This is a genomic window from Aquimarina latercula DSM 2041, from assembly GCF_000430645.1.
Classification (GTDB): domain Bacteria; phylum Bacteroidota; class Bacteroidia; order Flavobacteriales; family Flavobacteriaceae; genus Aquimarina; species Aquimarina latercula.
Genome location: NZ_KE387185.1, coordinates 1,169,443 through 1,192,466, shown reverse-complemented (window position 1 = coordinate 1,192,466; position 23,024 = coordinate 1,169,443). Strand labels below are relative to the sequence as shown.

Annotated in this window: 25 protein-coding genes; 10 read left to right on the top strand and 15 right to left on the bottom strand. The window is 35.0% G+C overall.

Annotated elements, in window-relative coordinates:
* Positions 1–14 precede the first annotated feature (14 nt).
* The 15 genes from H526_RS0123230 to H526_RS0123160 all read right to left on the bottom strand — a co-directional run bounded on the left by H526_RS0123230 (position 15) and on the right by H526_RS0123160 (position 15,690).
* Positions 15–581 carry a helix-turn-helix domain-containing protein gene (locus H526_RS0123230; RefSeq protein ID WP_025740701.1) on the bottom strand — a complete coding sequence of 189 codons (567 nt, stop codon included), beginning with the start codon at positions 579–581 and terminating at the stop codon, positions 15–17.
* A 5-nt stretch (positions 582–586) separates the two neighbouring features.
* Positions 587–787 carry a hypothetical protein gene (locus H526_RS29945; RefSeq protein ID WP_034228641.1) on the bottom strand — a complete coding sequence of 67 codons (201 nt, stop codon included), beginning with the start codon at positions 785–787 and terminating at the stop codon, positions 587–589.
* 46 nt (positions 788–833) lie between these two features.
* Positions 834–2,636: an efflux RND transporter periplasmic adaptor subunit gene (locus H526_RS0123220; protein WP_025740703.1), complete on the bottom strand. Its 1,803-nt coding sequence runs from the start codon at positions 2,634–2,636 to the stop codon at positions 834–836.
* Between the two features lie 5 nt (positions 2,637–2,641).
* Positions 2,642–3,352 carry a PepSY domain-containing protein gene (locus H526_RS0123215; RefSeq protein ID WP_025740705.1) on the bottom strand — a complete coding sequence of 237 codons (711 nt, stop codon included), beginning with the start codon at positions 3,350–3,352 and terminating at the stop codon, positions 2,642–2,644.
* 3 nt (positions 3,353–3,355) lie between these two features.
* Positions 3,356–3,949, bottom strand: a complete 594-nt coding sequence (locus H526_RS0123210) for a DUF2911 domain-containing protein (RefSeq protein ID WP_025740706.1) — start codon at positions 3,947–3,949, stop codon at positions 3,356–3,358.
* A gap of 6 nt (positions 3,950–3,955) precedes the next feature.
* Entirely contained in the window at positions 3,956–4,426 is a 471-nt protein-coding gene (locus tag H526_RS0123205; RefSeq protein ID WP_025740708.1) for a YybH family protein, read from the bottom strand.
* 22 nt (positions 4,427–4,448) lie between these two features.
* Positions 4,449–5,093, bottom strand: a complete 645-nt coding sequence (locus H526_RS29940; protein WP_025740710.1) for a class I SAM-dependent methyltransferase — start codon at positions 5,091–5,093, stop codon at positions 4,449–4,451.
* A gap of 658 nt (positions 5,094–5,751) precedes the next feature.
* A complete protein-coding gene (locus H526_RS0123195; protein WP_025740711.1) occupies positions 5,752–6,279 on the bottom strand; it encodes a DUF3347 domain-containing protein in 528 nt (175 codons plus the stop codon).
* 20 nt (positions 6,280–6,299) lie between these two features.
* Positions 6,300–6,752 (bottom strand): heme-binding domain-containing protein, encoded by a 453-nt coding sequence (locus H526_RS0123190; protein ID WP_025740713.1) that lies wholly within the window; start codon positions 6,750–6,752, stop codon positions 6,300–6,302.
* On the bottom strand, positions 6,753–7,370 hold the full coding sequence (locus H526_RS0123185; protein WP_025740715.1) for a DUF3347 domain-containing protein: 618 nt from the start codon (positions 7,368–7,370) through the stop codon (positions 6,753–6,755).
* A 32-nt stretch (positions 7,371–7,402) separates the two neighbouring features.
* The gene (locus H526_RS0123180) at positions 7,403–9,721 is read right to left on the bottom strand and encodes a multicopper oxidase domain-containing protein (protein WP_025740717.1); all 2,319 of its coding nucleotides are present in this window, start codon (positions 9,719–9,721) and stop codon (positions 7,403–7,405) included.
* Between the two features lie 5 nt (positions 9,722–9,726).
* A complete protein-coding gene (locus H526_RS0123175; protein ID WP_027395175.1) occupies positions 9,727–10,941 on the bottom strand; it encodes a TolC family protein in 1,215 nt (404 codons plus the stop codon).
* A complete protein-coding gene (locus H526_RS0123170; protein WP_025740720.1) occupies positions 10,938–14,675 on the bottom strand; it encodes an efflux RND transporter permease subunit in 3,738 nt (1,245 codons plus the stop codon). Before H526_RS0123170 ends, H526_RS0123175 begins: the two co-directional genes overlap by 4 nt.
* A 105-nt stretch (positions 14,676–14,780) precedes the next feature.
* The gene (locus tag H526_RS0123165; RefSeq protein WP_025740722.1) at positions 14,781–15,200 is read right to left on the bottom strand and encodes an HYC_CC_PP family protein; all 420 of its coding nucleotides are present in this window, start codon (positions 15,198–15,200) and stop codon (positions 14,781–14,783) included.
* A gap of 61 nt (positions 15,201–15,261) precedes the next feature.
* Entirely contained in the window at positions 15,262–15,690 is a 429-nt protein-coding gene (locus H526_RS0123160) for a hypothetical protein (RefSeq protein ID WP_025740724.1), read from the bottom strand.
* A 212-nt stretch (positions 15,691–15,902) separates the two neighbouring features.
* On the opposite strand from H526_RS0123160, the gene H526_RS0123155 reads away from it, so the two are divergent.
* The 10 genes from H526_RS0123155 (at position 15,903) to H526_RS0123110 (ending at position 23,021) form a co-directional block, all read left to right on the top strand.
* Positions 15,903–18,131 carry a TonB-dependent receptor family protein gene (locus H526_RS0123155; RefSeq protein WP_025740726.1) on the top strand — a complete coding sequence of 743 codons (2,229 nt, stop codon included), beginning with the start codon at positions 15,903–15,905 and terminating at the stop codon, positions 18,129–18,131.
* Positions 18,132–18,303: 172 nt separating this feature from the next.
* Positions 18,304–18,726, top strand: coding sequence for an HYC_CC_PP family protein (locus H526_RS0123150; RefSeq protein ID WP_025740728.1), 423 nt, complete (start codon positions 18,304–18,306; stop codon positions 18,724–18,726).
* A 182-nt stretch (positions 18,727–18,908) separates the two neighbouring features.
* Positions 18,909–19,490 (top strand): helix-turn-helix domain-containing protein, encoded by a 582-nt coding sequence (locus H526_RS0123145; RefSeq protein ID WP_025740730.1) that lies wholly within the window; start codon positions 18,909–18,911, stop codon positions 19,488–19,490.
* A 71-nt stretch (positions 19,491–19,561) separates the two neighbouring features.
* Positions 19,562–20,164, top strand: a complete 603-nt coding sequence (locus H526_RS0123140; RefSeq protein ID WP_025740732.1) for a WG repeat-containing protein — start codon at positions 19,562–19,564, stop codon at positions 20,162–20,164.
* A 43-nt stretch (positions 20,165–20,207) separates the two neighbouring features.
* Positions 20,208–20,618 carry a c-type cytochrome gene (locus tag H526_RS0123135; protein ID WP_245591228.1) on the top strand — a complete coding sequence of 137 codons (411 nt, stop codon included), beginning with the start codon at positions 20,208–20,210 and terminating at the stop codon, positions 20,616–20,618.
* Positions 20,615–21,802: a porin family protein gene (locus tag H526_RS0123130; protein WP_025740734.1), complete on the top strand. Its 1,188-nt coding sequence runs from the start codon at positions 20,615–20,617 to the stop codon at positions 21,800–21,802. The genes H526_RS0123135 and H526_RS0123130 overlap by 4 nt, the downstream gene beginning before the upstream one ends.
* A gap of 22 nt (positions 21,803–21,824) precedes the next feature.
* Entirely contained in the window at positions 21,825–22,130 is a 306-nt protein-coding gene (locus H526_RS0123125; RefSeq protein ID WP_034228690.1) for a hypothetical protein, read from the top strand.
* A 95-nt stretch (positions 22,131–22,225) separates the two neighbouring features.
* Positions 22,226–22,513 (top strand): hypothetical protein, encoded by a 288-nt coding sequence (locus H526_RS29935; RefSeq protein ID WP_025740738.1) that lies wholly within the window; start codon positions 22,226–22,228, stop codon positions 22,511–22,513.
* A gap of 154 nt (positions 22,514–22,667) precedes the next feature.
* The gene (locus H526_RS32535; RefSeq protein WP_281171962.1) at positions 22,668–22,793 is read left to right on the top strand and encodes a hypothetical protein; all 126 of its coding nucleotides are present in this window, start codon (positions 22,668–22,670) and stop codon (positions 22,791–22,793) included.
* A gap of 12 nt (positions 22,794–22,805) precedes the next feature.
* A complete protein-coding gene (locus tag H526_RS0123110) occupies positions 22,806–23,021 on the top strand; it encodes a heavy-metal-associated domain-containing protein (RefSeq protein ID WP_025740741.1) in 216 nt (71 codons plus the stop codon).
* Positions 23,022–23,024: the final 3 nt, after the last annotated feature.

Here is a 23,024-nt window from a genome sequence, read left to right as displayed (position 1 = left end):
CATAAAAGAATTTATTAAACATCGTCCAAAGATTTTAGGTTTTTGTCCACAGACTTCTTAAACTGTGTAGGTGTCATTCCTGTAACTTTTTTAAACTGATTACTCAAATAGGCTACACTACTATAATGTAGTTGAAAAGCTATCTCACTCAAGGTCAATTCATCGTAAACAATAAGTTCTTTTACACGTTCAATTTTTTGATTGATAATGTATTGCTCAAACGTGATGCTTTCTACTGACGAGAATAGGGAACTTAAATATTTATAATCTAAGTTGAGCTCACCACTTATAATATCTGCCCATTTTTCATTGGTTTCTTCATTGGAATGATGTACTTTTTCAACTACAAGATTCTTCATTTGCTCAATAAGCTGTGATTTACGGTCATTAATTATATTAAAACCAGAATCTTTAAGTTTCCTGGCTAACGCCTCTCTTTGCAATTCGTTAAGTTTTGAAATCAATTCTACTTCACCCAACTTAATAGCCTTGAAGTCCAGATTTAAATCTGACAAAATTTGCGATACTGTCGATATGCATCTCGGACATACCATATTTTTTATGTGAATAATTGAACTCATTTTTTTTAAAATAGATTTACTCCTGCTTTTGAAAGTGAATAATAATATGCGGCTACAGCAGCAATTATAAATATGGTAACTATAGCCAGTATGCAAATGATTTTATCTTTTTGAGAAATATCATTTTTAGACTGTCGCTTGTTCTTTTTAGCTTTTCTTCTATTTCTTCTACTTTCACTCATCGTCATTTCTCTTACCATTACCATTGCAAACTTTTCTTAATGTAGATATTTGATTTAGTTTATAACCTTATTATTCTAAAGTCTCTTTTACTTCACCACAGGTTAACATTGCTTCTCCGTAATATGGGTTACGAATTTCTTTTTCTAAACTCAACCAATAGGCTCCCTTATAATTATCTGCCATAGGGCAAAACTCACTATATACTGTTTGGTTAATCCCAAAAAGCCTTACGCTACTTATCATATGTGCAGAAAGATGTTTAAAATGTCCTCTTTGCGCCGCTATGTTCGAATTTTTCTCAATAGCACTGGCAGAGTTTTTTAATTCTTTTTGTATGGTCATCCAATGGTTATGTGCTTCGTTATCGGACAACAATTTCATATCTACTTTTGCTAAATTCTTTCCTATGTTTTTTGCAACTGTTTGTGCTTCTTCAGAGTTGTCATTAACAAGAGCATCTTTCAATAGAATATAATCATCAAAAACTTCCTTTAATTGATTTTGAAATTTATTGGGAACTTCGATTCTTTTATTCATCTTTGAATGGTTAGTATTTTCCTTCGCGTCTCCTGAACTATTCTCTTGCATACCTAGGTGTCCTTCGTGCCCAGTTGTTGTTTTACCTCCTTCGGTGTTCATCATAGATTTTTTACCCTGTAATTGGGCCGCTGCATCTACTGTAAATGTTCCATTAGTCACCACTTCATCTCCATTTTCAAGACCTTCTAATATTGTATAATTAGTGCCATTGGTATTACCTAAAAGAACTTCTCTCATTTCAAAAACAGACTCATTTGGCTTTGTTTTAATATAAACCACAGAGCGTTCACCTGTCCACATTACAGCAGTAGCAGGAACCGTAACCGTACTTTTAGAACTCGATTGAATCCCTTCAACTTTACCTTCAACAAACATTCCTGGTTTAAACTTATCTTTTTTATTGTTGAGCACTGCTCTTACAACGATAGTTCTGGTTGTTGAATTCAGTAATGGGTCTATGAAAGAAATCTTTGCATCAAAAACCTCATTGCGGTATGCATTTGTAGTAACCTTAATAGATTGACCTTCTTTTAGCAAAGCAATTTGATTTTCATAGGCATCAAATTCTGCCCAAACCGTATTGAAATTGGCTATTTTATAAAGAGGTTGTCCTTGTTTTACGTAGTCACCTTCTTCTACCATTTTATGAGTTACCGTGCCTGAAACTGTTGCAAATACGGGAAAGTACTCTTGTACTTTTCCAGCAGATTCAATAGCGTTTATTTGCTTTTCTGAAAGTTTCCAAAGTTTAAGTTTGTTTCTAACAGCTTTATATAATTCTGGCTGCGATTCTTTTAGGGATGAAGCCGTAAGCAATTCTTGCTGTGCAGCAACTAATTCTGGTGAGTAAATAGTTGCTAGACGCTGTCCAGCACCTACACGTTCTCCCGTAGAATTAACGTATAGTTTTTCAATTCTTCCGCCAAAATAAGTGACTTGTACTGCATTAGACTCTTCATTGGCCTTTATTTTACCTGATAACTTTAAAGAGTTATCTTCCATTTCTCCTTGTCCTACCACGGATGTTTGAATGTTAGCCAATGCTGTCGCATTGTCTGTCATTTTAATCTCATTTGCACTAAGACCATCTGCACCAGTTTCAGCTGGAATTAAATCCATTCCGCAAATGGGGCAATCTCCTGCTTCCGGTTGCATAATTTGCGGATGCATAGAGCAGGTCCACATTTGATTGGAAGCAATTTCTTCTGAATGATTGTGGTTATCCATAACCTCATTTGTTGCACTATCGGCAGAATCTCCACCAAAAATTAGAAAGCCGCCCAACAGGCCAACAATCAACGCAACACCTATATAAATGATGTTTTTATTCATAATATTTATTTTTTATTTTTTTTATTAATTTTTCTAATCGTTGGTGATGACGTATACCAAAGCAAGAATCCACTTAAAACGGTTATCAAACCTAAAAGTGAAAATGCTCTTAAAACAATGGTGTTGAAATTATCTCGTCCCTCATAGTCCATAGTATGCGTCATCCAAAGAAAATCGAACCATCGCCAGCTGCGATGTCTTACGGTTTGAAATTTTCCATCTTTTACAGAAACATATGCCTTTAGAGCGTCATCTGTTTTATAAGATATAACATAAGCAGGCAACAGTTTTTCTCGATACTCGTGATGTTTTCCAGTTTCTGTAATTTCCTCAACAGATTCTACCACCAAGTCGCTTTTCATATAGTTTTTGGCAATATAAAGTGCTTCATCCTTTGTAATACTATTTTTTGGACTTCCATCGATAGCGTTATACAATAGTTTATTGTTTACCCAATAATATGGTGTATTGCCAATATCTCTTAACTCAATAGTATTAACTCCTGCAGATGTTCCTAGTTTTGAAGGACTTATTAAATTATTAAACGTTTTGGGTTGATACTCCAAGTTTTTAAATTGGTCTCCATGTATTTCATCAATATCTGTCCAACTAAAATACAAGCCACTAATAGTCCAAAACAGGAATTGAATCCCTAAAAAGAGACCCAAATACCTGTGGGTTTTTCTAATTTTTAAAGCTGTATGCCTGTTTACCATTTTTTAATTTTTTACTACAAAAGGAAACTCGATTTTTACTTTTTCCCAAGCAAGAGATATAGTGCCTTCCGTTTCATTTTTCTTCGTTACCTCATACTTTAAATGTTCAGTGATTTCCTCTGAAATTGTAGGTGTTACTTTAAATCGAATAACATCATCTTTTTCGTCATATTCATCTTTACCGTGTTGCTCCCAGTTTTTATTAATCATCACTGTCCAGTCGCCTTTTGATGGAATTGTAAAAAAGCCATATTTCCCTTTAGGAATCGTTTCTCCATTTATGATTAAATCTTTATTGGTTTCTATCCAGGTAGCCATATGCGCGCCTGCCTGCCACACTTGGTCATACCCTACCAAACCACCAAAGATGATTCTATCTCTTACTCCTGGTGATGAATAATCAATATGGATATGAGCATCGCCTATCATTGCCATTGTTGATGTATGTGGGCTTAAAGGTTTCTTTTTATTTGGTTGTGTAGAAGTTTCTGAAGCTTTTTCCTCAACAACTACCTCTTTGACATCTTTTGTTTCTTGTTTGCAAGAGACGATTAGAAAAACGATTAGTAATACAGAAAGGTGGATATGTTTTTTCATTAGATTTTACTTTATATTTCTTGATGAAGAATGTGTTTTAATAATTTTCCATTTACCATCTATCTTCTTTAAAATTGATGTTGCCACTCCTTTTTTCTTTATAGTTCTAGAATTGCCCTTATCATCAGGGTTTAGAACGATGGTATAGATGTAGGTTTCTGTTGTAAATGCATAAGGTGCATCTACTTGTACATCGATTTCATAATCTGAAAATGTAAAACTTTTAAAGTGCCCTAATTCTGGACCCAAATGATGCTCTATATAGTGACTGTAAGTTCCTTCTACACCCCCAGATTCAAACACTTTAGAGTCTTTTGTAAATAACTCGAATGTACCTTCTGTAGTAAGGTTTTGTAGTGCGTCTTTATAGGTTTTCATTACAGAGGCGACTGCTTCTGAATCTTTGTTTTGCGACTGAATACTTGTGATAATAAATAAGGTGCATACTATTGTTAATGTTGTTTTTAAGGATTTCATCTTTTTTAATTTTTTTAGTTATTTATTTTACTCCTGTATAGTAGCAATAACTACCTATTTTTGTATTTATATAATCTATTTCTGAAACATTTTTAAACCCTGATTTTTTCATGTATTCTGGCATAAGTCCATTTACATTATCTGATGTTGTTTTAAACCCATCAAGCACTTGAACTATATAAAAAGTAAATCTCATAAACTTTGATTTCGCTTTTCCCCAATCCCCAATTATTATTTTTCCATCCGGTTTTAACACTCTATTGATTTCATTTAAACAAGAAGATTTTGTGTTTTTATCTAATTGATGAAAAACCAACGAGCTAAATACTTTATCAAAAGTATTGTCTGCGTATGGAAAAAGATTACCATCATATAAATCAAGCTTGATTTTCAATCCTTTTTTCTTAAACTTTTCCTCAGCAATATGTTTTACCTTAGGGTCTATATCTAAGCCCACATAATATGTGCTATTGTTTCGATTGTTTGCAATAATTAAATTTTGTCCAGTGCCAAATCCAAATTCAAGAATTGTGTCACTATTCTTAGGATTTAGATAGTCTATTAATCTATTTCTGAATTTGCTTTCAGGCATTGTTAATTTAATCGCCCAATCATATAAGTTTGTTAACCAATTATAGCCTAATGCAGGGATATATTCTTTGCTCATATTTGTTGTCATTTTAAATTGGTTATTTACTTGTTAATTGAATCATTAATGCACTAATAACAATTATAGCAATGATTATATATACTATATAATTGAACCATTTTTTAATAACAGATTTTTCTGCTTTGTTTTGGCAACCGTCCTTGCAACAATCTTTCATTACTTACTTTAGTTAAATTCAATTATAATTTTACTTTGTTATTATTTTCTCTTTAAACAGCACCTGAAAATGAGAGTTAGACGCTATCCATCAATCAAAAAACAGGTTCTTCTCTCAAAATCAAGTGCATTTAATTAAACTTCTCTTTTTCAAAAGCTTATGTTTTGCCTGACAAAGGAAGAGAGATACTATATTATAGGGGGATTATTCTCTCTCCCTTGCACAGGCTGCTATTAACCAAATCAACTTTTCTTTTTCAGAAAATTCATTGTGCCTAATTAAGAGAAAGGGCCTCATAACCAACCAACTAAAAACATGCGCCCTTTCTCTTATTAGGACTTTTATTTTTGCCTGTCACGGGAAGGAACTAACACTAACCATCAACTATTTTCCCTTCCCACGACAGGGCTTCTAACTATTCAGATATCCTTGTCATTTTATCATCTTATGTTAACTAATAAACCAGAAGAATGTATAAAGACATAAGGAAGGGATTATCTATTGAATAGTCTTTTGAACTTTCCCGCACTTAAGCATTTTACTTCCATAATATGGGTTTCTCACCTCTTCTTTTGTACTTAACCAAGCACTACCCTTATCGTACATTGGGCAAAACTGTTCATACAGCGTATTCTTAGTGCCAGTTATAGCTACCATATCCGTAATATCCTTACTTAATGTCTTAAAATGTTCTCTCTGATGGCCTATTTCACTTTTTGTAATATGCTCTGCGTGCTCTGTAGCATCTTCAATAATATCCGTCAATTCTTTTTGCTCTCCTGCGGTGTAATTTGACTTGTCAAATGCCTTTAGTGAAACCGCCAATTTAGAACCTGCCTCAGCTGCTTTTTTAGAATCATCTGCCACCAAAGCATCCTTTAAGCTGAAATAATCACTTAAAATCGCTTCAGATTTCATATTCATCATTTTACCATGGTCCATTTTCATTTTTCCTTTTTCCTGTGCATTGGTAAAGGAAACTGCTAACAATAGCATTGTTGCTATACTCATTTTTATATTTTTCATTTTTTATATTTTAATATTAACTATAAACTGTCTTTTAAATTTTCTATATACTCAACTAGCTGCTGGGTTTCTTCTTCTGAAAACTTTGCGTCTTTATGAATGAAAGTATAGGAACCTAAAGGCATCTCACCACTTTCAATCTGCTTAATCATAGACCTCAGTTTACTTACTTTCCTTCTACTTGAAAGAGAATCCCACTCATTAAAGTTTAACTCTGCTTTTCCTTCTTTGATATGCTCTTCTAGAAACCAGGCTACCGGTTGCACCTTGTTGTACCAAGGATATTTTGTATTGTTACTGTGACAATCATAGCAAGAGACTTGCAATTTGTTCTTGATATCATTTGGGACATCATTTACCAACATAAAGTCGGTTTTTGGAACACCTTCACTTTGGTTGTGGTCTACAGGCACAAATTGTATACCTACAAAAGCAACCAACAAGATTATTGCTATGATTTTTACAATCTTCATTTAATTGATTTCCTTTTGAACTTTTCCGCATTTCAACATTTTACTACCGTAGTACGGATTTTTAATATCTTCACTCATACTCAACCAAGCACTACCACCATCATACATTGGGCAAAACTGTTGGTACAATGTATTTTGTGTACCAGTAATGGCTACCATATCTGTAATATCTTTACTCAATACTTTGAAATGCTCACGCTGGTGTGCAATGTCACTTTCAGAAATATGTTCTGCGTGCTCTACAGCATCCTCAATAATATCTTTTAAATCTGCCTTTTGAGTGTCAGTATATTTTGAAATGTCAAGTTTTCCCAAAGTTGTTGCGAGGGTTGCACCAAGCCCTTTGGCTTTAGCATTATCATCTGCTACCAAGGCATCTTTAAGAATGAAATAGTCATTTAATACAGTTTGTGAATTACCATTTCCACTCATTGCCATTTCCTTTTTATCCACATCGTGGTGGCCATCGGAATTATCGTGGTTCATTTTTGAATGGTCTTCCTCAGTACCGATTTCAGAATTGGTACTGCTTTCTGTTTTAGCATCTTTACAAGACACTACTGTTAAGGTTACAAATGCTATTGCAACCACTCCAAATACTAATTTTAATTTGCTCATTTTTATTTGTTTAAAGTTTATCATTTATAGTTTTAAAATCTGGCTAAAAGGCCACCACCCCAACCATATACATTATTATAATTTCCTTGTATTGAAAAATTTCTTGAAAGGATATAAGAAGCTCCTACCAACCATTGGGTCTCACCTTCATAAGAACTATTATTTTCTAAATCATTGACCCAACCAAAGTCGGCTCTATATTCATATTCCCCTTCCAGAAAAATTCTTGGAAAAATCAATATCTCTCTATCCAACCGTATTCTTGGGCGCAATTGATGGTCAATACTCACATCTACGTTAAATCTGTAAGGCGTGAAATATTTTAAACCTACCAATCCTACGGTATTAAATTCATCATAAGAATTTGGGATTTCGGTTTCAGTATTTACACCTACATAAACACGTACCCAATCATTCAAATACCTGTTATAATTTACTTCTATTTCGGCATTTTGGTCATAATCAAATTCGGCACGTAATCCAAATTCGTTACGAATGTTGCTCGTCGTTAAAAAGAGTTCATTAAAGTTTGAACCTATCCGCGCAGCTCCCCACGAGTAATACAGGTCTGTTTCATCCACTAGCTTTTGAGCTGGAAATTCTTTCATCCTTTCGTCTCTTGGTGTATCATAACTAAATACTCTTGCCATACCACCCATCATATGATATAGTACGTGACAATGAAAAATCCAATCACCAACTTCTTCATTATAGAACTCTATAATCACTTTTTGCATTGGTGGCACGTTAACCGTGTGCTTTAATGGTGAACGCTCCCCATTTTCATTAATCACCCTGAAAAAATGTCCGTGAAGGTGCATTGGGTGATGCATCATTGTTATGTTATTTAAGGTGATTCTTGTAACCTCACCGCCTTTAATTTTAATATTATCGGTTTCTGACAATGGTACGCCATTCATACTCCAAATGTATCGTTGCATATTTCCGGTTAGATTAAGCAGTATCTCATTTACTGGCGCATCTGTCTCAAAAGTGGTATTCTCTTTTGCCTTTAAAAAATCATAGTTGAAATAGGTTTTACGAGTACTGTAATCGAAAACGGAACTGTCTTTTTTCATCTTGGACGTATCATGATTCATATGACCTTTCATTTTGTCCGATGTTTCGTTATGGTTCATTGACATCGAGTCCTTTTTCATCTCCATCGTATTGCCCATATTCATTTTCATCTGCCCATCCTTCATATCCATCTTCATCCCGTACTTTTGCATTAATACTTCTGGCGTTTTTTCCTTTTGATTGCCCACCATTGCAGGTGCACCCATCTTCATATCCATTTTTGCCATTTGCTTCATCATTTCCACTTTGTCTGGTCTGTCTATTACAACTGCGGGAAAAAGTGTTCCTTGTCCTAGATGTAAAGAGGTGTTACCAGAACCATCTTGCGTTGTGGCAGTAATCTCTAAAGTACCTTCCGGGATAGTTACTATCACATCATAGGTTTCGGCTATTCCAAAAAGAAATCGGCTTTTATGCACAGGTTCCACATCTATACCGTCACTCGCAACTATGATTGGGTTGCCTCCACCAAAATCCATCCAATAATAGGTGGATGCTGAAGCATTTATAAAGCGAAGTCTGACCTTTTCACCTGGCTTAAATTCTGGGTATTCCGCTACTTTTTTACCATTGGTCAAAAATGCTGGATAGTAGATATCCGAAATGTCCGCACCTTCCATACGGTCTCGCCAAAACTTAAATTGTGCGCCCAATGCACCTTCTTTAATGACTCTACTCAATGGCACTGATGTACCTTTTTTTACCTGATACCACTCATTACCTCGTTTAAGGTTTCGTAATACATTTAGTGGTTTTTCATTGGTCCAGTCAGACAGCATTACAATCAAATCTTTATCATAATCCAATGTTTTTTCTTTGGGCTGAATGATAATTGAACCAAAAACTCCTTTTTGTTCTTGAAGCATTGTATGGGAATGGTACCAATAGGTACCAGATTGGTTAATAGGGATTCTGTATTGAAACGTCTCTCCAGGTTCAATTGGCGGTGTATTTAAATAAGGAACACCGTCATAGAAATTTGGAAGTATCAACCCGTGCCAATGTACCGAGGTTTCTTCGTCCATTTTATTAGTTACATTGATTATGGCAAGGTCTCCTTCATTAAATTCTAACGTTGGTCCAGGAATACTGCCATTTAAAGTCATTGCCTTAGCGGTGACACCTCCAAGTGTCATTTCCTTTTGCTCTATGGTAAGGTTATACTCCTTAACTGGGCGACTTTCTTCTTTTCTGTCTTCACCATTTGTACCAACTTGGGCAAAAACTGAAGTGGTAAATAGTAATAATGTTATTATATTTATTATTCTCATTTTTATTATGTTAAGTAATTAATCAAGGCATATTGTATATAATAGCCTTTAATAGATTCAATAAGATTGATTTGAAATTTTAACTGTAACTCCTGTACATCTAATACATCATTAAAATCAATAGTACCCGTCTCATAATTTTTTATCAGGATTTGTTCAGCATCATTGGCTTGTTTCAAATTATCTGATTGAATATTGAACTTAATTCTTGTTGTCTCTCTACTATATTGCGCATCTGCAAGTAACGTCTCTAGTTTGTTTAGCCTATCTGCTTTTTGAGATTGTATTTGTAATTGCTTTAATTCATTCTGCTTTGTTACAGACTTATACTTGTTATTGAAAATTGGAATTGAAATAGATAGCATTGGCATTACAATGTCTTTTCCGTTATCACTGAAACTCAAATCAGGACGTTCAGAAACTGGCACATAATCCAAACCAAAACCTATGTTGGGTGCACTTTCTTTCTGATTTAATAACTCTGATTGTTCAACCGATTCGTATAACTTATCATACCTCAGCAGTTCAGGATTTAACTGAAGATTTTCGGTTAATATTAATGCATCCTCCCCTGGAATAAACATCTCCTCAACAACGGTTACCGCAATAGTTTCATCACGATTTAATAGATTGTTGAAAGCTACTTGTTCAGCAAGGTAATCTTGCTCCAGTACATCTTTTTTCTGTACAAGTTCATTTTGTCTTATTTGAAGGCGCAGTACATCCACTGCAGATGCCTTACCAACTTCTACCGAGGTTAGTGCAAGGCGTTCATAAGTTTCTAAAAGCTCAATATTCTCATCTAAAACACGTTGTTTTGCTCTGATGGCATATAGCTTATAATAAGATTGAGATACTGCTAGGGCAAGTTTTCGCTTGGCAATCGCAATATCTACATATTGAGTTTCTGCCATTGAACTTGCGTAATTTTCTCTAGCTGTAATGGTTCCAAACCAAGGCAACATTTGCTTTACTGAAAAACGTGCGCGTTGTGCTCCTGTGCGGGTTTCGGGTTCACTCACAAAATAGCCAGCACTTACTTGAGTATCTGGTAAGGTATTGACCTCATTTACTTTTTCTTCGGCTATGTTATACCGCAATTCAAAAGCCTGAATTTCTGGATTATTCCTTTCAGCTTCCTGAATATAAGACACTAACTCTTGTGCATTTGTTTTCGTGAAAGCGAAAACAACTATTCCTATTAAAATTATATATCTCATTTTGTAGCTCTTTTTAATTGAAACTCGTGTTTCCAGCTAAATAAAACTGGCACAACAAATAAGGTTACTAAGGCAATTAGCATTCCTCCAAAAGAAGGGATGGCCATTGGTATCATTATATCACTACCGCGGCCTGTTGATGTGAGTACAGGCAGTAAAGCAAGAATGGTAGTTGCTGTTGTCATCAAACAAGGTCGAATACGTTTCTCTCCAGCTTCGACCACAGATGCCCTTATTCCTTTTCTGTCTTTAGGTTTGTTTTTGTCAAAGGTTTGCGTTAGATAAGTTGCCATTACTACACCATCATCTGTTGCAATACCAAATAAGGCAATGAATCCCACCCATACAGCAACACTCAAGTTTATGGTATGCATTTGAAAAAGGTCTCGAAGGTTTTCACCAAAGAAGTTAAAATTCAAAAACCAGTCTTGTCCGTAGAACCAAATCATTAAAAATCCACCGGCAAATGCAACTGCGATACCTGTAAATACCATTAATGATGTACCAACAGAACGGAACTGGAAATAGAGAATAAGAAATATTATTGCTAGTGCTAACGGCACAACCACAGACAGGGTTTTTTCAGCGCGCAATTGATTCTCATATGTACCAGTAAATAGGTAGTTAATTCCTTTGGGAACAATTAATTCGCCGCTATCAATTTTTTCTTGAATGAGCGCTTGTGCATTTTCAACAACATCTACTTCAGCATATCCATCTAATTTGTCAAACAGGACATAGCCTACCAAAAATGTGTCCTCACTTTTAATAATCTGTGGACCCTGTTCGTAACGAATAGTAACCAGTTCACTTAATGGAATTGGATTACCTTTTTCTACAGGCACATAAATATCTTTTAAATCACTTGGATTTGCACGTAGCTCTCTCGGATATCGCACACGTATACCATATCGCTCTCTACCCTCAACGGTTTGAGTTAGCACCATTCCACCAACAGATACCTGAATGACTTGCTGTACTTGTTCTATGGAAATTCCATAACGCGCAAGCCGTTCTCTATCAATATCCAAAAGCAGATAAGGTTTCCCTACAATACGGTCGGCAAAAACAGCTTCATCCTTAACACCATCGGCTTGCTTGAGAATATCTTCTAATTGTACTCCAAATGCTTCAATCTCATTCAAATCTTGGCCTTTTACCTTAATTCCCATTGGTGCTCGCATACCTGTTTGTAGCATTACCAAGCGTGTTTCAATAGGTTGCAGTTTTGGCGCTGAAGTAACTCCTGGTAGTTTGGTGGCTTTTACAATCTCTTTCCAAATATCATCTGGGGATTCAATTTCAGGTCGCCAGTTTCTGTAGTATTCACCATCATCATCTGGTATCAGTTGTGAACGACGAACTGAAAATGGGTCTTTGGTTTTTGAAATATCGTAGTCAGCCGCTTCATTTATTTCGCTATTAGGGTTGACAACGAAGCTTCCATCTTTGAGAATGAATAGTCCGTCTTCATCTACTTTAAAACGTTGTCTAGCTCTTTTATCATTTAATATATATTCTGATTTATATTGAATGACATTCTCATACATTGATAATGGTGCAGGATCTAATGCCGATTCTGTACGCCCAGATTTCCCAACTACAGTTTCAATTTCCGGGATACTGGCAACTGCCATATCCAATTGCTGCAACACCCGTTTGTTTTCTTCAACACCGGCGTGTGGCATTGAAGTGGGCATAAGCAGAAAAGAGCCTTCATTAAGGGACGGCATAAATTCTTTACCAGTATTACGCATAATCATTACTCCAAAAATTACAATGGCAGTAGGTACTGAAAGAAATAACAGCTTATTGCGCAATGCCCAATTTAAAATTCGCACATAGTAATTTCTAAATAAGGTAAATACGCCAAGAAGACCAAAACAGATAAGACCAACGAAGATTAAGTTTATAAGAATGCTTCTATCTACTCCCAATGGTCTCCAATACTCTGCCAGTAAAAATATGATAGCGAAAGCCGAAACAAATATGTTAATGATATTAGCACGTTTTGGGGTAATTTTTTCTTTTAGTGAAAGAAAACCAACAACACCAAATGCTATTAATATTAACCCAAGAGGATAGCCAAAAATAATGGAAAGAATACCTAGAATAATCATTGCTCCATTGAGCATATAACTAAAGGAAGTCTTAATGTTTCGCTTTTTAAACAAATATGCTGCAAAGGGTGGTATTAAAAACAAGGCTACAATAAGGGATGCCGTTAATGCAGAAGTTTTGGTAAAAGCCAACGGTCTAAATAATTTTCCTTCCGCACCAATCATCGTGAATACAGGAATGAAACTTATAATAGTTGTCATTACCGCTGTCAATATGGCTCCAGAGACTTCGGCAGTTGCATTATACACAACGGTATTCATTGGTAGGTTTTCATCATTATCATCAATATGCCGTAGCACATTTTCGGATAGAATAACACCTACATCGACCATTGTACCAATAGCAATAGCGATACCTGATAAAGCCACTATATTGGCATCTACATTAAATAGTTTCATTGAAATAAAAACCATTAATACAGCTACAGGCAATAATCCCGAAATAAGCACAGAAGCTCTTAAATTGAATACCATTATTATAATCACGAAAATGGTAATCAAAATCTCTAACGTCAGTGCTTCATCAAGTGTACCCAAGGTTTCTTGTATAAGTTCAGTTCTATCATAAAAGGGAACGATGGTTAACTGCGATGTTCTACCATCACTCAACGTTTTTGATGGTAAACCAGAACTTAATTCACTTATTTTCTCTTTTACATTATTAATAACCGCCATAGGGTTTGCACCATATCGCGCCACAACTACTCCTCCCACAACTTCGGCACCTTCTTTATCTAAAAGTCCTCTCCTGGTTGCAGGACCGTGAGATACTTTTGCAATGTCTTTTAAACGTATTGAAGTAAAATCTTCTGATGTAACTACCGCATTCTCCAAGTCGGAAATGGACTTGACGTATCCTAAACCACGAATAAGATATTCTGCTTGATTGATTTCTAATGTTTGAGCTCCAACATCTCGATTACTTTGTTTAACTGCCTTTACAACTTCATTTAAACCAATTTTATATTGTTTCATCAACTCTGGGTTGACATCTACTTGGTATTCCAAAACGTAACCACCAATTGAAGCCACTTCTGAAACACCGCTTGCGGATGACAGCGCATATTTTACATAGAAATCCTGAATGCTACGCAATTCCTGTAAATCCCAACCACCAGTTACATTTCCATTTTCGTCACGGCCTTCTAGGGTGTACCAATATATCTGTCCAAGACCTGTCGCATCAGGGCCAAGTGCAGGATTAACACCACTGGGTAGCAAACCTGCCGGCAATGAATTTAATTTTTCGAGAATACGACTTCGGCTCCAGTAGAACTCAATATCTTCTTCAAAAATGATGTAGATACTGGAAAAGCCAAACATCGAAGAGCTACGTATGGTTTTAACTCCAGGAATTCCCAGAAGTGATGTGGTTAGTGGATAGGTAATTTGGTCCTCAATATCTTGAGGGGAACGACCATCCCATTTTGTAAATACAATTTGTTGGTTTTCACCTATATCGGGTATGGCGTCTACGGCTACAGGATTACGTGGTAAAGAACCAGTATTCCATTCAAAAGGTGCATTTACAACACCCCATGCCACGAATAAAGCTAGTAACAAAACAGCTACTAATTTATTTTCTATTAAAAATTTGATGCTTTTATTTAGCATAAAAATGAGTTTTTAAGTAATTATAATTTTTGTTTTAAAAAACAAAAGACAAGCAGCTTAGTCCAAACAATTTAATGTTGGACTACAGTACTAATTACTTAAAAATCAAATAAGGAAGGTTTGGTCTAAAACTTGAACGTCCCTGACCAAGGGAGGAGGAGAATAATCTCTAAAAGAAGTGTTTTCTGTTTGTTGTTCAGTAAACAGATTTATGTATGAATAGATGAAAGTAGCAACCAATAACTGTTGTTCCTTATCTAATTTATCGAAAGAAATTTTTAAATTATCTTGCCCATCAACAACCAACTGCTCATCACTACAACAGTTTTTCTTGTTAATAAGGTCACATTCTTTTGAAGATGGTTTCTGCTGAACTTCCATACCACAAGATTCAACTGAACCAAACACAGAAGAATCCACTAAAACATCGCCACAGTAATGACTCTCAATAGTGAAAGACAATGTTGAGACAAACACTAAAAGTGCCATGCAAAAAGATGCTATTTTAAGAAAAATCTTCTTCATTGATTGTGCAAAGCTACAAAAATTTTAACACTTTAATTTTGTTTAACATAATTTTAAATTCCTATTTGGCTGATTGACTCAATTCTATAATATAGTCTACAAGGCCTTTAATCTCTAATGGCGGGTTGCCGTGGTCAAAGCTAGGTGACTCATATAAATCATCTTTGTAAAGAACTTTTAACTTCGAATGAGCAGCGCCATCAAATTTTCGTTTTTCAGACGGAGCTTTTAAAGAAGATAGATTTTTGAGTTTAATTTCATCTACTAATTCTAGTATTTTATTCCATTGTTTATTGTTCAGTTTTACCGTACTGCTCTTTTTTACAGTTCTATCTTCACTAAAAACAAGTGTCTCTTTGTTAACCTTAATTTTCTGATAAAAACCTCGGGTAACAGCTTCATATTCAAAAGCAAATTCATTTATCTTTTCTTGAGATACCATTGATTGTCCAACGATAAGGACTAGGAATATTATCACTAATTTCTTCATGGGAAATACATTTTTGATTAAAAAACTGAATTCACAAATTTAATAAACAGCTTTTTAGCGAAATATGATAAAAATCACATTTATTGTATTTGTCTAGCTATTATCTAGAGATATAAAATATTATTTAGAATAATTATAAATAATACTTGGTTTTTAAAAATATCATTTTATATTTGCCTTTATTTAAAATCATTCTAAATAATTTATAACAAATGAGAACTCTATTTTTCCTACTATTTATCTTACAATTTACAAATATATGGGCGCAAACTAATCCCCCAAAAAAGGATACTGTCCAACAAAAAACGGAACAGTTAAAAGAGGTTATTGTCTCTGGAAATACTATACTCGGTAGTAGATTTGAAGTTAAAAACAAAACTGGCTCTGCAAGTTATATCTCCAAAGAAGAATTAAAAAAATTCTCTTATACTAATATCAATAGGGTTTTACAAACAGTTCCAGGAATTAACATCTATGAAGAAGATGGATTTGGATTACGTCCAAATATAAGTTTAAGAGGAACATCGCCTGAGCGTAGTGCAAAAATCAACTTGATGGAAGACGGCGTACTCATTGCACCAGCCCCTTACAGTGCCCCAGCCGCTTATTATTTTCCAACAATAGCTCGAATGGAAGCCATAGAAATATTAAAAGGAAGTAGTCAAATTCAATACGGACCCAATACTACAGGTGGTGCCATTAATATGATGTCTTCTCAAATCCCGGACAAATTTTCTGGAAAGGCTTCAATTGCTGTAGGAAATTATGATTCCAGAAACACACAATTAGTTATTGGTGATAGCTATAAAAACTTTGGATTTGTAACAGACTATTTCAACTATAATTCCAATGGTTTTAAAGAACTTGATGGCGGTGGCAATACAGGGTTTGACAAATCTGATTATTTGGCCAAGTTTAGGGTCAACTCAAATTTAGATGCAAAAATATATCAGTCGTTAACATTTAAAATCCAATATTCTGAAGAAGAGGCAAACGAAACTTACTTGGGATTGACGGATGAAGATTTTGAGGAAAACCCTTATAGAAGATACAGGGCCTCGTCCGAAGATGTAATGAACGCCGAACATCAACAATACCAGCTAACCCATTTTATACAGGTATCCCCGTCGTTAAATATAAGTACTACCGGTTACCTGAATAAGTTCAAACGGAATTGGTACAAATTGGACGACGTAAATTTAGGCGAAAGGGTGAGCATTAGTGATATTCTGTCATCACCAATGGATTACCCCTTAGAATACCAGTCCATTTTGGGTAATGAAAATACCCAAGACGATGTTATGGGCGTAAAGGCAAACAACAGAACATATACGTCAAATGGTGTTCAGTCCATTGCCAAATTACGATGGGGTTCTGATTGGCTACAAACTCTGGAAGCAGGGATTCGTTACCACGAAGATGACGAGGACCGATTTCAATGGGTGGACAGGTATGCGTTTCAAAATAAAGAATTAATACGGACTACAGTAGGCGAAAAGGGTGCAGATGCCAATCGTATAAGTAGCGCAAAAGCATTGGCGACGCACCTCTTGTACACAATTAAAATTAAGAACCTGACCTTAACACCTGGCTTGCGATATGAAAATATAACCCTTACCCGAACGGATTATGGCACCAATGACCCAAACAGAACTGGTCAGGATTTAGCTATTCGCGAAAACAATGTAGATGTGTGGATACCAGGCATAGGTGCAAATTACAGATTCAATAACTATATATCGGTTTTCGGTGGGGTACACAAAGGGTTTTCGCCACCAAGCAATACGCCAGGACAAAATGCCGAAGAAAGTATTAATTATGAGCTGGGTTCTCGATTTGGTTTTAAAGGTTTTTCAGGGGAACTTGTCGGGTTCTACAATGATTATAAAAATCTACTGGGAAGTGATTTGGCAGCAACAGGGGGTACCGGAAGCCTTGACCAATTTAATGCAGGTGAAGTTCGCGTAAGCGGCATTGAATTTTTACTAAATTACAATTTGCTATATAATACCTCAGAGAAATTTAAACTTCCTCTATCGATTTCCTATACGCTTACCGATACCGAATTCCTGACCAGTTTTGACAGTAACGAAGATATTTATGGCGTAGTGACCAAAGGGGATGAAATACCATACATTGCAAGAAATCAATTAAATGCAATATTAGGTCTACAGCATAAGAAATTTGAAGTAAACTTGAATTCACGATATACTGGTGCATTTAGAACTAGAGCTGGTTCAGGAGCGATTCCAGAAAATTTCAAAGTGGATTCTAATTTCATTTTTGACTTATCTGCGCACTATTTTCTCAATGAAAATTTTGCACTAACAACAAACGTAATCAACCTGTTTGACACAGAGTACACTGTATCTCGCGTACCAGCAGGTTTACGTCCTGGTCATCCCTTTGGGATTAATTTTGCAGTCAGATATCGATTTTAAGTTAAAATCTAAAATATGATATATATCATATTTCTGTTTAACCTTTAACATTACTTTTGAATAATTAAAATATTGGTTGCAAACATAAATATCTGATTTTTAATGTGTTAAATATATTAATTTGATTTTATCAATTTTTCAAATGTTAAACAAAATTTCTTAACTTTACAATGTGAAAACATTTTTTACTAAAATATTGTCTTTCTTTTTGGCGGCATCTATATTGTTGTCAACTACTTCCTTTACGGTGAACATGCATTTTTGCTGTGACAAATTAGTAGATATGGCATTTTTCAGTAAAGCTAAAGCCTGTAAGGATAAGGTTCAAAAAAAAGATAATCCTTTTAAAAAGTGCTCCACTTTACAAGAAAAAGATTGTTGTGACAATCAGACTATTCTAAAAGAAGCTAGTGATACTTTTAAAAAATCAAATCCCATTTTAGAAGTAGACACTTTAGTTTTCTTAAATACATTTATTTACTCGTATATCAACCTTTTTGAAGGACTAGAAAAAAACACAGTTCCTTTTGAGGCGTATAGGCCGCCCTTACTATCCAAGGAGATACATATTCTACACGAGACTTACTTAATTTGATTTTCTTCCTTGCAGATTGAACGCATCAATCTGCACACTCAATTATAGCCAAAGAATTACTTCTGGCTAAGCGTTGTTGTACTCGTTTTCCAACAACATAATTTATCAAATAAATTAAACCTGTAAGGCCAATGCCTTACAAACTATTGAGCGTAGTGCGCAATGGCAATACCAGTTATATAATGAGTTCGCCAAAAGAATTTTGGATTAAGAATATGGTCTGCAGTAGATGTCTGAAGGTAATAAAGCAGGAGCTGCATGAATTGGGTATTACAGTACTCTCACTAGAGTTAGGAAGGCTATTGGTGGAAGCACCTCATGAAAATGACAATACAATTACCGAAAACGTGGCAAATGTGCTTCACGCTAATGGTTTTGAAATAGTTCAAAGTGAAGAGGAAATGATAGTTGAAAGAATTAAAATTCTTCTAATAGAAGAACTTGCTGAATTACCGTTGCACATAAAAGTAAAGACTTCAGAACTCTTATCCTCAGCGTTACACCGTGACTATAAAATGTTAAGCAAACTATTTTCTGCTAATGAAAAAATAACTATTGAAAAGTTCTTTATCAAATTAAAAATAGAAAAAGTCAAGGAACTCATTCAGCTAAAACAGCATTCATTTTCTGATATAGGCTACTTATTAGACTATAGCAGTGTAAACCACTTGTCAAGACAATTCAAAGCAGAAACAGGAATGAGCATGACAGACTATAAAAATACTGAGGATTGGGAACGAAGCTTCTACGATGAAATTATATAAAAAACAACGAAAGTTATGCAGATATAGGTTTAGTACAACCATTAATTTTAACAAATTAAATCAAACTAAAAATGAAAAAATTTGTCATTACATTACTGCTTATTCCATATTTTGGAATAGCTCAAACTCTAGAAAACTTAGATTATATATCACCTTTTCATAACGAGGTTGCATCTGTAAAAAAAGGAAGCCAATGGGGTTTTATTGACCTAAACGGAAAATTAATCGTTGATTTTAGAGATGATTTGGTACTCACCAAAACAGACAACGCCAACTATCCAATTTTTAAAAACGATAGATGTTTGATTACTCATCAAAAGGATGGGGTTCTATACTACGGATATATAAATAAAAAAGGGGTAACTATTATTAAACCCCAATTCCTTAATGCCATTAATTTTAATGAAGGAAAGGCACTAGCACTAACGGTACATAAAGAGATTATAGGCTATAATGATATTTTTAAAAAAGACGTTGTCAATTATCATTATTTTGAAGTGGTTATAGATAGTATTGGAACTACAATTGACCACTTAAGTCAACTAGCCATACATATTTCCCCGAAATACACAAAAAGGAAAAATCCACCGCCAATAACATCAAAACTTGTTTCTACCAATTTGGTTGCTGTAAAAGGAAACGACGATAAATGGCAGATTAAAAAAATAAACTAAACAACTAACAAAATCAATAATTATGAAAACAAAACAAATCTTAGTGAGTAGCATTTTTGCGAGCTTGATGTATGTCTTGTTTGTAAGTTTTACTCATAATCCCAAAAATGAATACGAAGCTGTACAGCAAAAAAAATGGGTAGCACCTGCTAGTGCAGATAAAATACAAAATCCTTTAAAAGGAGATGCAAAAACTCTAGCCTCAGGTAAGAAAGTGTATAAGATGTTGTGCTTTGTATGCCATGGGCCAAAAGGTAAAGGAGATGGTATGGGCGGAGCAGGGTTAACACCAAAACCAGCGGATTTGACAAGCCCAACTTTTCAGTCGCAGTCAGACGGTGCAATATTTTGGAAAATAGAACAAGGACGATCACCCATGCCCTCTTATAAGACATCGATTCCAGAAAAAAAGCGTTGGGAAATTATTAATTATCTAAGAACTCTTAAACAATGAAAAAGCTAATTCTAATAACAGTAATCATTGTATTTACTCAAATGGCATTTAGCCAAACATATAATGATTTTAATACTGATAGTACAAGAACCTCAGAACCTTTTAAACCAAGTAAAACTCAGTTTATGATTAGAGGTTATGGCCATACAGGTCTGAATACATTAAGTAATGATGAAGAAACCGAATCATCTTATGTAGGGTCTGCCTTTGCACCCATCTTTTTATTCAAACATTCTGATAGGCTTCTGTTCGAGGCAGAGTTAGAGTTTGTATTAGAAGGTAATGAGCTTGAAGTTGGTTTAGAATATGCTGACGTCATGTATGTGCTTAATAAAAACATGACCGTTAGAGCTGGTAAGTTTCTGCTTCCATTTGGTACGTTTATGGAAAGATTACACCCAGCTTGGATAAACAGGCTTCCCACAAGGCCATTGGGTTTTGGACATGATGGTATTGCACCTTCTTCTGGCATTGGCGTAGAACTTCGAGGCGCTTTTGATCTTGGAGGACCAAAATTGAATTATTCTGTGTATTCTACAAATGGTCCAAGACTAAAGGATGGCAGTGAAGAACCTGAAGAAGCAGGAATGCTATTGTTTCAAAATTTTGAAGACAACAATAACAGTAAAGCTTTTGGAGGACGTATTGGGTTATTACCTTTTGCAGATTCTTCAACTGAAATAGGTTTTTCTACATATTCAACAAGTAAAGTTGGCGCTAGAGATTCAGATTACGAAAATGTTGGTGCGTTCTTATATGCAATCGATTTTGCTTTTATAAAACAAATACCTGCTATTAAAGGGTTTATTGATATTAAAGGACAATACAATAATTCTAATATTGATGATGCTACTTTTACCGAAGTTCATGAAGATGGAGATGAAGAGGAATATACCTTCGACAATAAAAGCAACTCGTTCTATGCCCAAATAAGCTATCGTCCAACAATGGCTAGTAGTGATTTCATGAAAAAGTTAGAGCTCGTTGGTAGGTATTCAAATCTCAATACACCGGAAGGCGCTGAATGGGAAGAACAATCTGATCAATATGCCTTTGGGCTAAACTATTGGCTAACCTGGAGGTCAGTTATAAAAGTGGCATACCAGACAACCGACGCTGTTGGTGGTCATGATGGTGGTGGCACAACTAATGGCTTCTTTGTACACTGGGCAATTGGATTCTAATAAACATATAAATACAGAAATCATGAAAACAATATATAAAATAGTTTTAATCGGTTTAATGCTGCTTATAACAGGGGCGGTAATTGTAAGCTGTTCCTCTACAAAGGATAAATATACAGCTGTTACAGATGTTGAAGACGAATTTAAAATTGAAAAATCTGGCGCACAATTATGGGGAGAAACTTGTAACAGGTGTCATTTGGCACCTTCACCAGCAGACTATAATGATACTGATTGGGAGACCATAAGTTTACATATGAGAGTTCGGGCAAATTTAACAGAAAAGGAAAGTAATAAGATATTGGAATTTCTAAAATCTGCCAATTAATAGCTTATAACACATTTCCCTTACCTATAGTTTAAAATGGATTTTGGGAATGTGATTATTAATTACAAATGAATGTTTAACTAAAAACAAATATTATGAAAAAACTAGCAATTATTTTATCTGCGATTGGGCTTTTAAGCTTAAACAGTTGCAGTCAAGAAACTGATGTAAAGGCAATGCTTGAAAATTCTGAAACACGGAGTGAAATCATAAAAACCATTTCAGAAAACCACGATTTCATGACAGAATTCATGGCAACTATGCGAGGCAATAATCACGCCATGCAAATGATGCAGGGCAACAAAAAAATGACGGGAAATATGATGAACAATAATGATGAGGGTTCCCAACCAAATGAAGAAGACCATTCTTCACATCACTAATCTAAAAAAAGAGACAATGAAAAATCACTGGATATGGATGGTCATCGGATGTGGCCTACCACTACTGTTCATCTTTTTAGCGCCATCATTTGGTATAGGAGACGGTTCATCCCTCTTCATTTTCATCATTTTCATGTTCGCCATCCACCTATTTATGCCTCATGGCTCACATGGCCATGGAGGGCATAACCATTCTGAAAAACAGAATAATCATAAACATGGTGAAGGAACATCTTCGGCTGAGACAAAAAAAGAACACAAAGGGCATCAACATCACTAAATACTTAAAACAATGAAGCAAAAATTTCAAATAAACGGTATTAGTTGTGGTGGATGTGTTTCACGCGTCAAGAAAAACTTAGAAGCACATCCCAACATAGAAAAAGCAGAAATTTTTCTAGCACCAAAAGGGGCTACACTCATTAAGATGAAGGAAAACCTTTCAATTGCTGAATTGCAAAAACAGCTCAGCAAACTTAACGGATATACAATAACAGAAATAAATTAATAA

What these genes read in the sequence shown, in the direction of transcription:
- H526_RS0123140 (WP_025740732.1), top strand. Translation starts at nt 19,562, where the DNA reads ATGAAAAAATTTGTCATTACATTACTGCTTATTCCATATTTTGGAATA.
- H526_RS0123165 (WP_025740722.1), bottom strand. Translation starts at nt 15,200, where the DNA reads ATGAAGAAGATTTTTCTTAAAATAGCATCTTTTTGCATGGCACTTTTA.
- H526_RS0123195 (WP_025740711.1), bottom strand. Translation starts at nt 6,279, where the DNA reads ATGAAAAATATAAAAATGAGTATAGCAACAATGCTATTGTTAGCAGTT.
- H526_RS0123110 (WP_025740741.1), top strand. Translation starts at nt 22,806, where the DNA reads ATGAAGCAAAAATTTCAAATAAACGGTATTAGTTGTGGTGGATGTGTT.
- H526_RS0123185 (WP_025740715.1), bottom strand. Translation starts at nt 7,370, where the DNA reads ATGAGCAAATTAAAATTAGTATTTGGAGTGGTTGCAATAGCATTTGTA.
- H526_RS29935 (WP_025740738.1), top strand. Translation starts at nt 22,226, where the DNA reads ATGAAAAAACTAGCAATTATTTTATCTGCGATTGGGCTTTTAAGCTTA.
- H526_RS0123220 (WP_025740703.1), bottom strand. Translation starts at nt 2,636, where the DNA reads ATGAATAAAAACATCATTTATATAGGTGTTGCGTTGATTGTTGGCCTG.
- H526_RS0123215 (WP_025740705.1), bottom strand. Translation starts at nt 3,352, where the DNA reads ATGGTAAACAGGCATACAGCTTTAAAAATTAGAAAAACCCACAGGTAT.
- H526_RS32535 (WP_281171962.1), top strand. Translation starts at nt 22,668, where the DNA reads ATGCCTCATGGCTCACATGGCCATGGAGGGCATAACCATTCTGAAAAA.
- H526_RS0123190 (WP_025740713.1), bottom strand. Translation starts at nt 6,752, where the DNA reads ATGAAGATTGTAAAAATCATAGCAATAATCTTGTTGGTTGCTTTTGTA.
- H526_RS0123180 (WP_025740717.1), bottom strand. Translation starts at nt 9,721, where the DNA reads ATGAGAATAATAAATATAATAACATTATTACTATTTACCACTTCAGTT.
- H526_RS0123160 (WP_025740724.1), bottom strand. Translation starts at nt 15,690, where the DNA reads ATGAAGAAATTAGTGATAATATTCCTAGTCCTTATCGTTGGACAATCA.
- H526_RS0123210 (WP_025740706.1), bottom strand. Translation starts at nt 3,949, where the DNA reads ATGAAAAAACATATCCACCTTTCTGTATTACTAATCGTTTTTCTAATC.
- H526_RS0123155 (WP_025740726.1), top strand. Translation starts at nt 15,903, where the DNA reads ATGAGAACTCTATTTTTCCTACTATTTATCTTACAATTTACAAATATA.
- H526_RS0123205 (WP_025740708.1), bottom strand. Translation starts at nt 4,426, where the DNA reads ATGAAATCCTTAAAAACAACATTAACAATAGTATGCACCTTATTTATT.
- H526_RS0123175 (WP_027395175.1), bottom strand. Translation starts at nt 10,941, where the DNA reads ATGAGATATATAATTTTAATAGGAATAGTTGTTTTCGCTTTCACGAAA.
- H526_RS0123170 (WP_025740720.1), bottom strand. Translation starts at nt 14,675, where the DNA reads ATGCTAAATAAAAGCATCAAATTTTTAATAGAAAATAAATTAGTAGCT.
- H526_RS29940 (WP_025740710.1), bottom strand. Translation starts at nt 5,093, where the DNA reads ATGAGCAAAGAATATATCCCTGCATTAGGCTATAATTGGTTAACAAAC.
- H526_RS0123125 (WP_034228690.1), top strand. Translation starts at nt 21,825, where the DNA reads ATGAAAACAATATATAAAATAGTTTTAATCGGTTTAATGCTGCTTATA.
- H526_RS0123130 (WP_025740734.1), top strand. Translation starts at nt 20,615, where the DNA reads ATGAAAAAGCTAATTCTAATAACAGTAATCATTGTATTTACTCAAATG.
- H526_RS0123230 (WP_025740701.1), bottom strand. Translation starts at nt 581, where the DNA reads ATGAGTTCAATTATTCACATAAAAAATATGGTATGTCCGAGATGCATA.
- H526_RS0123145 (WP_025740730.1), top strand. Translation starts at nt 18,909, where the DNA reads ATGAGTTCGCCAAAAGAATTTTGGATTAAGAATATGGTCTGCAGTAGA.
- H526_RS29945 (WP_034228641.1), bottom strand. Translation starts at nt 787, where the DNA reads ATGGTAATGGTAAGAGAAATGACGATGAGTGAAAGTAGAAGAAATAGA.